Here is a 12,383-nt window from a genome sequence, read left to right on the forward strand (position 1 = left end):
GCACCAGTGGTGCTGCTCTGCGCTCCAACCAGAGTCTCCATCCTTCCGTACAGATAGGAAACTGCTCCGTGCACGGTCTATTTCGCTTTAGCGCAATAGGTTTGGCGGTCGGCCTCTGCGCGTCGCTCAGCATCGACCCATCGGCAGCCGCTCAGAAGGACGGTCCAGACGTCGCCTTCTACCTGCAGGGCACCTGCCTGTGTGACGTCACACCGACGCCGCAGGAGGCCCTCGGACTGGCCGGCGGATACCTCAGGTCCGCCGGTGCCATCAACGGCATCGGTTACCCCGCCGGATTACTGTTCGCGGCGGACGCCCTCGCCGGTTCCGGCGCCGTGAATGCCACACTGGCCCAAGTGCCCGCCGACAGCACCGTCACCCTGGCCGGGGTCAGCCAAGGTGCCATAGTCCTGAACTACGTGAAACTCTCACGGCTGCTGCAGGATTCGCATAACCGATCGACTACCGACAACCTGCGATTCGTGACCTTCGGCGACCCGCAGAACACCACTGGCGGCATCACTACCAAGAATCCCGCACTGCAACTCTTCGCCCCGAACGTCCCGGTGCCAACGTCCTACCCCACCACCGAGATCGTTCGCGAATACGACGGCTTCTCGGACTGGCCCGACAAGCCAACACGTTTGGCCGTCCTGAACGCCGTGATGGGTATCGGATTCGTGCACACCGACTACGGGTCAGCGGCCAACCCGGCAACACCAGGAACACTCAAAACCGTCCACACCAACGCCGCAGGCGGCACCACCACGCACTACGTGGTGCCCACGGCAGGACTGCCACTCACTCAGCCGCTGCGCGATATCGGCCTGAACACGTCCCTCGTCGACCGCTGGCTCCGACCGCAGATCGACCGGGCCTACTTCCGCCGCCCGCAGGTGGAAGTAGGCGCTCCAACTGCCCCGCTACCGGCCGAGCCGGCTCAGCCGAAAGCTCCCGTCGGCACTCCCGTAACCGCCGAGGCCACTCCGGCTGGGCGAAGAGCGCCGACCAAGCCCGCACCGGCACAGCGGGCGCGTGACAAGACCACCGACGCGACACGTCAGGGCACTGCGACACGTCAGGGCACCGCGACATCAACCGCCAAACCGGAGACCAAGGCAAGTGCAGCAAAGGATACAACTGCGGCCACCGGCGCGAAACCGACTGGCAGCACCAAGGACAAGGAAGCCAAGCCGCAGGCTGACAGCAAAGTTCGTCCAGCACGCGAGCGCTGACGGGTCTGCTGACACCGTGCACCCGCCGGTAAGCGAAACAGGCCTCATGCCATAGATTTTCGAAAGTTTCGCTGCGGCGGACAATCAAGGAGGTAATTCCCATGTGGGTCAAAGCCCAGGCATCGGCTCTCTCGGTGCTGTGCTCGGCGGCGGTCGTGGCGACGACCGCGGTACCGCTTGTGCCGACGGCACACCCGACAGTGACCCGGGGTGCCGACTACCGGTACGCGCTCACGGCGGCGACCATTGATGCCGCTTTCAATCCGATCCAATACCTCGGCGGCCTCGGAGGCGCGGCCCAAGCCGTCGCATCCGACGTGATCTATTGGCAGACACCCGACTTCCCGCTGCTGGTGCTGAACGCACAAGTTGATTCGGGCACCGGCGAGTACACGGCGGTGCAGAAAGTGAATTCCACGGCAACCGACCTGCAGAATCTGGTCGGCGCGGTCACCGCATTTCCCGGCGCCTCGTCGTCGACCCAGGTGAAACAGTTGGTCAGCGGCATCGGAGCCGCGGGCTCGGTGGCCGCAACTGCGACGCACACCATCACCGCCACGCTCGCACCCCACCTCGCACCACTCACCCCGGTGATCTATGTGGTCAAGGTCCTCAGTGCGGCGGTGGGCGTCTACTACGCCGTCGCCACGCTCTCCACCACGGGAGTGAGCACAGTGCTGAGCGGACATAACCCGCTGACCGCCGTCGCCAATGTCGTGTCGTCGGTGCAGGGGTTGGCGAACGCGATTGCCAGCGCCCCGCATCTATTGGCCTCACGCTCGACAGCTGCGGCCGCCGTTTCGACCCCCGCGCCGTCGCAACTCGCCGCGAAGACCGCCGCGACCACTGCCACAGCCGTCCAGACTGGCGAGAAGACCGCCGCCGCCACCGCTACGCCACGGACCCGTGCCGGCCGAGGCACCACGGGAGCCAAATCCCCAGACGCACAAGCAGAGTCACCAACCGACAACGCCACGTCACCGAAACCGAGCACCACATCGACCAAATCAAAACCGTCCTCAGCGCCGAAGTCGGCAGCTGCCTCTGACTCGCACACCGAACAATCGGCCGAGGCGACAAAGCAGCCCGCGGGTGGGGGAAGTGCTTCCACGCCGTCCGCCAAGCGCACTGCGAAGAGCAGCGATCACGCTGGCCACGACGGCGGAAGCAGCCACGCCGAATCAGCCCCCAAGTCGAAGAGTGATCACTGATCTCGTAGACACTGAACCATGGCGAAAACGCACCACTACGAGCTCGAGGTCACCTGGACGGGCAACACCGGCAGCGGCACCTCCGGTTACCGCGAGTACGCCCGTGCTCACGACGTCAGCGCCGATGGCAAGCCCACGATCGCGGGTAGTGCTGACCCGGCGTTCCGCGGCGACCCGCAGCGCTGGAACCCGGAGGAACTGCTCGTGGCGTCCCTGTCGCAATGTCACATGCTGTGGGTCCTGGCCCTGTGTTCTCAAGAGGGCATCGTCGTGACCGGGTACACCGACCACCCGTCGGGCACCATGGCCCAAACCCCCGACGGCGGTGGATATTTCACCGAGGTGGTGCTGCGGCCTGTCGTGCAGATCGCCGACGGCCGCCACCGCGACGCGCTCACCGACGTGCACGAGCGTGCCCACCACCTGTGTTTCATCGCCAATTCGGTCAACTTCGACGTCCGGTGCGAAGCGCAGACGACTGTCGCCGAATCGGAGTAAACCCGCGGTGTCCCCGTGGGAAAATGCCGCATGACCATCAAGCTCGACGCTCTGGACGCCGCGCTGCTGTCGGAGCTGGCCGCCGACCCGCGGACGCCGATTCTCGAGCTCGCGTCGCGACTGAAGGTCGCCCGGAACACGGTCCAGGCCCGGATGAGGCGGCTCGAAGAATCCGGGCTGGTGCGGGGCTACCCACCGAACATCAACCTGTCCCAGCTCGGGTTCGCGGTACATGCACTGGTCTTCATCGAGACGGACCAGACCAAGATGAACGCCATCATCGCGGCGCTGCAGGACATCCCGCATGTACTGGAGGTCCATGCCACGACCGGGCGAGCGGATCTGCTGGCCCGCATTGCCGCCCAGACGCAGGAAGAACTGCTCAGCGTGATCCAGCGCGTTCACCGCATCGACGGCGTCAAGCATTCCGAGACCATGCTTGCCATGGCGACTCCGGTCGAATACCGATCACTGCCCCTCGTGCAGCACGTGACCCAACATCGAACAAAATGATGCGTGCGTCACAGTGTGCCACGTCACAATTGAGCAGTTTGATCAATATTTTCGCCGACTGTTGACGTAGATAACCCACAGGGGCAGATTTCGCTGCACTGATTGCCATAGTTCGCGCTTGACGACTGGTGATCTGAGCGGCGGAAAGTGTGGAGGTTGTCGATGACCAGTGTCTTGTCCCGAACCGAACGCGCAGCGGCGGAGCCCGCCGCGCCCTACGACCTCGACGACCGGTACCGCTCCGGCGCCGGACCGGTGCTCCTGACCGGTGTGCAGGCCATCGCCCGGATGTTGGTCGAGCAGCACGTCCGTGATCTGCGCGCGGGACGCCGCGTCGCCACCTTCGTCTCCGGCTACCAGGGCAGCCCCCTGGGCGGCGTCGACAAGATGCTGTTGGGCATGCCGAGCGTGCTGACCGAACACGACGTCGTCTTCACCCCGGGCTTCAACGAGGAGCTCGCCGCCACCTCGGTATGGGGCAGTCAGACCGACCTTCCGGCAGGCAGGGCGACCCACGACGGTGTCATCGGCGTCTGGTACGGCAAAGGGCCGGGTGTCGACCGCGCCACCGACGCGCTGCGCCACGCGAACATGTACGGGGTGAATCCACGCGGCGGCGTCCTGCTGCTCGTCGGAGACGACCCGGCGTCCAAGTCGTCGACCGTACCCGCCGTGAGCGAGCGGTCCCTTGCGGCTTTCGGCATCCCGGTCCTGTTCCCGCGCAACGCCGAAGAGATCATCACGATGGGCATGCAGGGCGTCGCACTGTCGCGGGCCTCGGGCTGTGTCGTGGCCATGAAGATCGTGGCCGACGTTGCCGACGGCGCATGGACGGTCGACGCGGACGTGGCCGACCTCGCGATCACCGATCCCGAAATCCTCTGGGACGGAAAGCCGTTCACCTATCTCCAGCGTCCGATGGCCGCACCGGCCGACAGCCTGCTGGCCGAGGCCGATCTCTACGGCCCGCGCTGGGCGACGGTGCGCGCCTTCGGCGACGTCAATGCTCTCGACGTACTCGAAGTCGACCCAGCCCGGGCAAAGCTCGGCATCGCCGCCACCGGCACCACCTTCGACGCCGTCCGCCAGGCGCTGCTCGACCTCGGTGTCGACGACACGGCGCTGCACCGTGCCGGAATTCGCCTGTTGCGCATCGGCATGCCCTACCCAGTGGGCCAGCAGTCGGTCATGGGGTTCGCGCGCGGCCTCGAGCAGGTGATGGTCGTCGAGGACAAGACCGCGTTCATCGAAACCCAGATCCGCGAAATCCTTTATGGCACCGCCCAAGCCCCGCAGATCATCGGCAAACATGATGCCGCGGGAGCGCCATTGTTCCCGGTCGGCGGTGAATTGACCGCCGCCCGCCTGCTGGCGCCGCTACGTCGCGTGCTGCGCGATCATGTCGAACTGAAGCGCACGCCGCCGCCCGCACTGTCACTGGAAGTGTTGTCCGCCAAACGAACCGCGTACTTCTGCAGCGGCTGCCCGCACAACCGGTCCACCGCGATCCCCGAGGGCTCGATCGGCGGCGGCGGCATCGGCTGCCACACCCTGGTCACCATGTCGGGTCGCAGCGACAGCGCCGTCGTCGGCATCACGCAGATGGGCGGCGAAGGCAGCCAGTGGATCGGGCAGGCTCCGTTCACCGATGTTCCACACCTGTTCCAGAACGTCGGTGACGGCACCTTCTTCCACTCCGGTCAGCTCGCAGTCCAGGCCTGCATCGCCGCAGGGGTCAACATCACCTACAAACTGCTCTACAACGAAGTCGTCGCCATGACCGGCGCACAGGACGTCGAGGGTGGTCTGGTCGTCGCGGGCCTCACCCACAAGCTGACCGCCGAAGGCGTCAAGCAGATAATCATCTGTGCCGATGAACCCAAGCGGCACAACAAGAAAGCTCTCGCGAAGGGCACGCTGCTGTGGCATCGCGACCGGCTGGACGAAGCACAGAAGGTGCTGCGCGAGATCCCGGGCGTCACCGTGCTCATCTACGACCAGCACTGCGCCGCCGACGCGCGCCGCCAGCGCAAGCGCGGCACGCTGCCCACCCGCAACACCCGCGTCGTGATCAACGAAGCCGTCTGTGAAGGCTGCGGCGACTGCGGCACCAAGTCGAACTGCTTGTCCGTCCAACCGGTCGACACCGAATTCGGCCGCAAGACTCGCATCGACCAGACGTCCTGCAATACCGACTACACGTGCCTCGACGGCGACTGCCCGTCGTTCGTCACGGTCGAGCTGGCCCCGGAAAAGAAGGGCCGCAAGACATCCCGGCGTAAGAGCGCCGAACCGCCGCGCGTCGCCGATCCGGGATTCGGTGTTCCGAGCGGCACCCAGAACGTCCTGCTGGCCGGTATCGGCGGCACCGGTATCGTCACGGTGAACCAGGTCCTGGCCACCGCAGCGCTGCGCGCGGGCTACGAGGTGGAGAGCCTCGACCAGATCGGCCTGAGCCAGAAGGCCGGCCCGGTCGTGTCACACCTGCGGTTCTCGACGACCGCGCTGGAGCCGTCCAACCGGCTCACCTCGGGCAGCGCCGACTGCATCATCGCGATCGACCTGCTGACCGCGACCGACAACGGGAACCTGGCCTACGGCAGCGCGGAGCGCACCATCGCGGTCGCTTCGACGAGCCAGACGCCCACCGGCGACATGGTGTACGACAAGTCTGTTGCCTACCCGGCGACCCAGTTGTTGTTGGACCGGCTGACGGCCAACACCCACACCCTGACCCACTTCGACGCGCTCGCCGCGGCACAAGCCCTGTTCGGCAACACTGCGGCGGCCAACTTCCTGGTCGTCGGCGCCGCCTTCCAGAACGGCGGACTGCGCCTGCCCGAGGCAAGCATCGAAGAGGCCATTGGCATCAACGGTGTCGCGGTCGCCGCCAACATCGCGGCCTTCCGCTGGGGCCGCGTTGCGGTCGCCGATCCGGCCGCCTTCGCCGCCGCCGTGGACGCGGCTCGGCCGAAGGCAGTGCCGGCCGTGGCGAGCCCGGAGCTGTTGGCCAGCACCACGTTCGACGGCGAGGTACGCCGGCTGGTCGAACTGCGGGCCGGCGAGTTGGTGCGCTACCAGAACGCGAAAGTCGCGCGGCGCTACATCGAAACCGTCCAGGCGATCTGGCAGTCTGAGCGCACCATCACCGGCAGCACCGCGTTGAGCGAGGCGGTGGCGCGCGGGCTGCACAAGTTCACCGCCTACAAGGATGAGTACGAGGTCGCACGCCTGCTTGTCGATCCGGCGTTCCTTGCCGACGTGCAGGCACAGGTTCCCGGTGGGGAGAACCTCACGTACAAGCTGCATCCGCCGGCGCTGCGTGCCATGGGCCGCGCGAAAAAGGTCGGCTTCGGGCCGAAATCGCATGTGGCGCTTAAACTCCTCGCCAAGGCCAAGGTGCTGCGCGGCACCAAGCTGGATCCGTTCGGCTACGCCCACGTCCGGAAAGTGGAGCGGCAGTTGCTGTCTCACTACTCCGATATGGTGCTCCGCCTCGCCGCAGGCCTCACCGTCGACAACTACGCCACGGCCGTCGAGGCAGCCGGGCTGCCCGACATGGTCCGCGGATACGAGGACATCAAACTAGGCAACGTCGAACTGTACTGGGCACGCCTGCGCGAGCTCGGCATCCCGGCCTGACGGGCCACCCAGCTGTCCTGCCGCCACACCTACGGCAGTGTCAACCCACGCCGCCAAACATGCGGCACCAGAAAGGAAGTAGTAGTGACCTCTGTGTCCACCACACCGGTGTCCACCCCAGCCGGAGTATTCGGTCGCTCGCACAAGTTGAGCTCCCGCAGCCACGAGCAGGTCGTGTTCTGCGAGGATGCCGAGTCCGGCCTGAAGGCGATCATCGCCATTCACTCGACGGCCCTGGGACCGGCCCTCGGCGGCTGCCGCATGTACCCGTACGCCGACGAATTCGAGGCACTCGAGGATGTGCTGCGGCTGTCGTGGGGCATGTCGTACAAGGCCGCAGCCGCCGGCGTCAACCTGGGCGGCGGCAAGTCCGTGATCATCGGCGACCCTACGAGCGACAAGAGCGAAGCACTGTTCGCCGCTTTCGCCCGCTACGTCAACACCCTGGGTGGACGGTATGTCACCGCGGGTGACGTCGGCACCAACACCGATGACCTGGACGTCATGGGCAAGTACACCGAGCACGTGACCGGCCGCAGCGCCGCCGCGGGCGGCTCCGGCGACAGCGCCCGCCTGACCGCGCTGGGCGTCTTCAACGCCATGCGCGCAGGTGCCGAATCCGTCTGGGGCGCAGCAACGTTGGCGGGAAGGACCGTCGGGGTCGAGGGCGTCGGCAAGGTGGGTCGCGAACTCATCGGCCTGCTGCTCGCCGACGGTGCGGAGGTCTACGCCACCGACGTGAACGACGCGGCACTGCAGCACCTCTCGAACGCGTACCCGTCGGTGCGCCTGCTCAATTCGGTTGCCGACGCCCCGGTCGATGTCTATGCTCCGTGTGCCCTCGGGGCTACTCTGACGCCTATGAGCGCTGACACCATCGAGGCGAAGTTGATTTGCGGTGCCGCAAACAACCAACTCGCGACCCCGGACGTCGAGTTGTTGCTCGGCCGTCGCGGGATCACCTGGGTACCTGACTTCGTCGCCAACGCCGGCGGCCTCATCCAGGTGGCCGGCGAGTTGCACGGCGCAGAACGCGCGACTGTCGAAGCCGACGTGAGCCGCATCTTCGACCGCTGCCGCGACATCATCGCGGCCGCGCGCGAAACGGGCATCAGCATCGGCGCTGCCGCGAACCTGTTCGCCGAACAGCGGCTCGACGGAGCCATCTGATGGGCGCCGGCGGCGGGCTGTTCCGCACCAAGTCAGTCGAGCAGTCGATCCGGGACACCGATGAACCCGACTCGAAGCTCCGCAAAGACCTGACGGCAAGGGATCTCACTGTTTTCGGCGTTGCCGTCGTCATCGGCGCCGGCATCTTCACCCTTACCGCTCAGACCGCGGGCAACATGGCGGGACCGGCCGTGTCGGTGGCGTTCATCATCGCGGCGATCACGTGCGGGCTCACCGCGCTGTGCTACGCCGAGTTCGCCTCGACTGTGCCCGTCGCCGGCAGCGCTTACACCTACGCCTACGCCACCTTCGGTGAACTGGTCGCGTGGATCATCGGGTGGGACCTGATCCTCGAGTTCGCGCTCGCGGTGGCGGTCGTCGCCAAAGGCTGGTCGCAATATCTCGGCGAAGTGCTCGGCGGCGCGGTGCCACCGGTCGTGCATCTCGGGTCCATCAAGTTCGACTGGGGCGCACTGGTGATCATCGCGATCGTCGGGTTCCTGCTGGCGACCGGAACCAAGTTGTCGTCGCGGGTTTCCGCTGTCGCCGTCGCGATCAAGCTCTCGGTGATCGTGCTGATCCTCGTCGTCGGTGCCACCTACTTCAAGGCCTCGAACCTCACGCCGTTCATCCCGGCCGCGCAGCCGTCCGCGAAGGCCGACGGCGTGCATCAGTCGATGCTGGCGTTCCTCACCGGCACCGGCGGCACGAGCTTCGGGTGGCTGGGCCTGCTGACGGCGGCCAGCATCGCCTTCTTCGCCTTCATCGGCTTCGACGTGGTCGCCACCGCCGCGGAGGAAACCCGTAACCCGCAGCGCGACGTCCCTCGCGGCATCTTCGGTGCGCTGGCCATCGTCACCGTCTGCTACGTCGCGGTGTCTTTCGTTCTCACCGGCATGGTGCCCTACACCCAACTGCAAGGTGAAACGTCCACCCTTGCAACGGCATTCGCACTCCACGGAGACACCTGGGCCAAGAACATCATCTCGATCGGCGCACTGGCCGGGCTCTCGACCGTCGTGATGGTCATGTTCCTCGGGCAGACCCGCGTTTTGTTCGCGATGTCCCGCGACGGTCTGCTCCCCCGCCGCCTCTCGCACACCGGCAAGCACGGCACGCCGGTGCGACTGACGGTCATCGTGGGTGTCGTGTGCGCGGTCCTGGCGGCGTTCGTGGACTTCGGCACGCTCGCCGGAATGGTCAACATCGGCACGCTCGTCGCCTTCATCCTCGTGGCGATCGGCGTTCCGATCCTGCGCAGGACCAGGCCCGACCTCGAGCGTGGCTTCCGCGTGCCCTTCGTACCGGTTGTGCCGATCCTCGCCGCGCTGTCCTGCCTGTGGCTGATGCTGAACCTGCAAGTCGAGACCTGGCTGCGGTTCCTCATCTGGATGGCGATCGGCGTGGTGCTGTACTTCGCCTATGGCCGGTCCCACTCGATGATGACGCGCCCACGCCCCGAGTCGCACAAGGACCGCAACGTCACGCAGATCGCGGCGTGAGGCTCAGCTGCAGGTAACCCGAATCTCGAAGGGCTTGGTCACCATCACGGGCGGTAGCGCTGCCGTCACCCCGGTCGCGCTACCGCTGATGGTGTACGTGTTGCCGTCCTTGGACGCGGTGGCCTGACCACCCGACATACCCTGCTGGTAGCCGAGAATGACGCCATTGACGTTGCCCAGGATCACCGAATGCACGGTCGCGGCATCCGGCGTCAGCACCACCGCCACACCTGAGACCTTCTGGCCGATGGCGATGTTGAAATTACCGACCGCATTGGTGCAGACCACATTGCCGGTGATGTTCTGTCGCACACCGTCGACGGTCACCTCGGCCTGACCGGGCGGCGGATTGCCGGACACGGACGCCGTGGGCGAAGCAGCTGTGCTGGACGTCGAAGACGTGGCCTTGGTAGTGCTGCTGGTCGAGCTGCTGGTCGAACTCGGCTGCTCCGACGACGGCTTCTCATTTGTGCAGCCGACTCCGGCGAACCCGACGAAGACCGCAGTGCCGACCGCACCGATCGCAACCCGTTGCCTCACCATCGAACCCCTTTAGTCGTCACCAATCCGGCTCCACAACTTCTACGCCGTTGAACGGGTCGGCGCATTTCTTTTCTCCAGATGCGACTCGCCAGATGCGACAAGGTCTATGGCGTCGGGTGGTTGGGGAGAAAGACGTCGTTGAAAGTGACCGTCCGCAGGTTGCGACTCCGGACGACGTCGGCGAGCCGATCGAAGACGTGAGTCACCGGGGCATGATTGAGGTGGCCGAGAACGATGTTCTGCGGCCGGAAATGCGTGTCGGCCATCTTCACGATGTAGTCCTCGGTGATGACCGTCGAGTCCGCCAAGGAACCCGTCCACATGGTGGTGAGCGTGTAGCCGAGGTCGGCGGCGACGGCCCGTACAGCGGCGTTGTGCCGGCCGTACGGCGGCCTCAGATACGGACGCGCATCCACCCCGTACGTGTTGGACAGGAACGCATGGTTGCGCTGGATCTGGTCGGCAATCTGCGCCGGCGACTGCGTGGTGAGGTCCGGATGCGACCAGGTGTGGTTACCCAGCTGGATCTGGCCCGATTCGACCAGCGGCCGCAACAGGGACGCGTTGTCGGTCCACGACCGATAAGAGCCGTTGACGAAGAACGTCAGCCGGATGCCGGTGTCCTTCGCGAACTGGGTGTACAGCCGCACGACGTCACTGTCGACGCCGTCGTCGACGGTCAGGGCCAGGAGATCGCCCTGCCCCGGGAGAACGCTCAGCACGCCGCTGCCGGGCAGCGCGACGCGTGCCGCGGGCGGTGGTGGCGGCAGCAGCGCCGTCATGCCCTGCCTGACCGCGGTCCTGGCGAGTTCCGGCGTCTGCGCCGCCGAGGCCGCGGCGTGGGGCGCGGTAACCGCAGTGGCCAGCGCTGTACGCGCGACCTCGATGGTCGCCACAGCGGGGGGAATCGTGATGGCTGCCCCGAGACCGGCCAGGAAGGCTCTGCGGTTCAGCACGGACACGGCCGCAAACTATCAGCAGTTCCTGGCAATCGCAGAACTGGGGAATGTGTCGACTCAGCGGTTGAGCGCGCGGAGCCCGGCGACCGTGTCGGCCAGAGTGATTCGTGGGTCGCGGTAGGTGATGCCCAGTTCGCGCTCGCTCGGCGTATCGTCCGAGTCCGGCATCTGGGTGTAGTACTGCATGGCGGCTTCGGTGAACGGAGTCTGGAATGGCAGGAACGGGCCCAGCCGATCGAGCAGTTGCCCAGCGATTCGCAGGACCGTATCGGGAACCGGAACCGAGAGCATGGTCTTGTCTCCGACCTCGCTCAGCAGCCGAGCCAACTCGTCCACCGGGATGCGGTGGCCGCCGGCCATATAGCGACGTGGCCCCTTTCCGGGTTCCAACAGCGCCGCGTGCAGGTCGGCCAGATCCCGCCCGTCGACCACAGTCCACGCGGCGCTCCGACCAGGAATCGCACCGAGTTGAAGTGCCTGGGCCACCCCCTCTCCGGCTTCACCGAATTGGTTACCGACGGGCGGACCCATCACCATGCCGGGATAGGTGATGTTCACGGGTGCACCGGCGTCCTGCATCCCACGGGCGTAGATCTCGACCTGGGCCTTGGACCGGCCGTAGCCGTCGGTACCGCCGAACACCGGCAGGTCGGCGTCGAGCTTGTCGACGTCGGGATTGAACAGCGCCGTGATGCTGGATACGTGAATGATCGGATCCAGGCCGAGTTCGACGGCGCCGCCGAGCACGTTGCGCGCACCGTTCATGTTGGTACTCAGCATCTGCGCCGTCTGGTTGGGATCAGTGGCAACCAGCGCCGCGGCATGCAGCACCGCATCGCACCCGTCCAAGGCGCGCAGCACCGAGTCCCGATCGGTGATGTCGCCGACCACGTGGTCCGTGACATCGACACCCAGCTTGGCAACGCTCGTCTGCAGCCGGGCGGCATTGCGGACCAGGAATCGGACCGAATGCCCTTTGTCGGCAATGGCTTTCGCGCTCCAACCGCCGACAAAACCGGTACCGCCAGTGACCAGAACCCGCATGACACCTACCCCTCCGAAGTGAACTGCCGCTGCCCTGACGCTAGTACGGCAGCAAACAGGCCGGAA

The 12,383-nt window shown here is 66.0% G+C and carries 11 protein-coding genes; 8 read left to right on the top strand and 3 right to left on the bottom strand.

Annotation, left to right across the window (positions count from 1 at the left end; genetic code table 11):
• The first annotated feature begins 101 nt into the window (after nt 1–101).
• From AC3WTE_RS10560 to AC3WTE_RS10590, 7 genes are all read left to right on the top strand, one after another.
• The gene (locus tag AC3WTE_RS10560) at nt 102–1,235 is read left to right on the top strand and encodes a PE-PPE domain-containing protein (RefSeq protein ID WP_492437424.1); all 1,134 of its coding nucleotides are present in this window, start codon (nt 102–104) and stop codon (nt 1,233–1,235) included.
• A 101-nt stretch (nt 1,236–1,336) separates the two neighbouring features.
• A complete protein-coding gene (locus AC3WTE_RS10565; protein WP_492437425.1) occupies nt 1,337–2,446 on the top strand; it encodes a hypothetical protein in 1,110 nt (369 codons plus the stop codon).
• Nucleotides 2,447–2,464: 18 nt separating this feature from the next.
• Entirely contained in the window at nt 2,465–2,944 is a 480-nt protein-coding gene (locus AC3WTE_RS10570; RefSeq protein WP_492437426.1) for an OsmC family protein, read from the top strand.
• A gap of 30 nt (nt 2,945–2,974) precedes the next feature.
• Nucleotides 2,975–3,457: an Lrp/AsnC family transcriptional regulator gene (locus AC3WTE_RS10575; RefSeq protein ID WP_492437427.1), complete on the top strand. Its 483-nt coding sequence runs from the start codon at nt 2,975–2,977 to the stop codon at nt 3,455–3,457.
• Nucleotides 3,458–3,619: 162 nt separating this feature from the next.
• On the top strand, nt 3,620–7,099 hold the full coding sequence (locus tag AC3WTE_RS10580; protein ID WP_492437428.1) for an indolepyruvate ferredoxin oxidoreductase family protein: 3,480 nt from the start codon (nt 3,620–3,622) through the stop codon (nt 7,097–7,099).
• 84 nt (nt 7,100–7,183) lie between these two features.
• Nucleotides 7,184–8,269 carry a Glu/Leu/Phe/Val dehydrogenase dimerization domain-containing protein gene (locus AC3WTE_RS10585; RefSeq protein ID WP_492437429.1) on the top strand — a complete coding sequence of 362 codons (1,086 nt, stop codon included), beginning with the start codon at nt 7,184–7,186 and terminating at the stop codon, nt 8,267–8,269.
• On the top strand, nt 8,269–9,771 hold the full coding sequence (locus AC3WTE_RS10590) for an amino acid permease (protein WP_492437430.1): 1,503 nt from the start codon (nt 8,269–8,271) through the stop codon (nt 9,769–9,771). The genes AC3WTE_RS10585 and AC3WTE_RS10590 overlap by 1 nt, the downstream gene beginning before the upstream one ends.
• A gap of 3 nt (nt 9,772–9,774) precedes the next feature.
• On the opposite strand, the gene AC3WTE_RS10595 is transcribed toward AC3WTE_RS10590, so the two are convergent.
• Nucleotides 9,775–10,131 carry a lipoprotein LpqH gene (locus tag AC3WTE_RS10595; protein ID WP_492437431.1) on the bottom strand — a complete coding sequence of 119 codons (357 nt, stop codon included), beginning with the start codon at nt 10,129–10,131 and terminating at the stop codon, nt 9,775–9,777.
• 7 nt (nt 10,132–10,138) lie between these two features.
• Here AC3WTE_RS10595 and AC3WTE_RS10600 point away from each other — a divergent pair, with 7 nt between their 5' ends.
• A complete protein-coding gene (locus tag AC3WTE_RS10600; protein ID WP_492437432.1) occupies nt 10,139–10,327 on the top strand; it encodes a hypothetical protein in 189 nt (62 codons plus the stop codon).
• A gap of 91 nt (nt 10,328–10,418) precedes the next feature.
• Here AC3WTE_RS10600 and AC3WTE_RS10605 read toward each other — a convergent pair whose 3' ends face one another.
• A complete protein-coding gene (locus AC3WTE_RS10605; protein ID WP_492437712.1) occupies nt 10,419–11,201 on the bottom strand; it encodes a polysaccharide deacetylase family protein in 783 nt (260 codons plus the stop codon).
• 129 nt (nt 11,202–11,330) lie between these two features.
• Nucleotides 11,331–12,317, bottom strand: coding sequence for an NAD-dependent epimerase/dehydratase family protein (locus tag AC3WTE_RS10610; RefSeq protein WP_492437433.1), 987 nt, complete (start codon nt 12,315–12,317; stop codon nt 11,331–11,333).
• Nucleotides 12,318–12,383 lie beyond the last annotated feature (66 nt).

This window comes from Mycobacterium sp. FW102-FHT13B02, assembly GCF_058790275.1.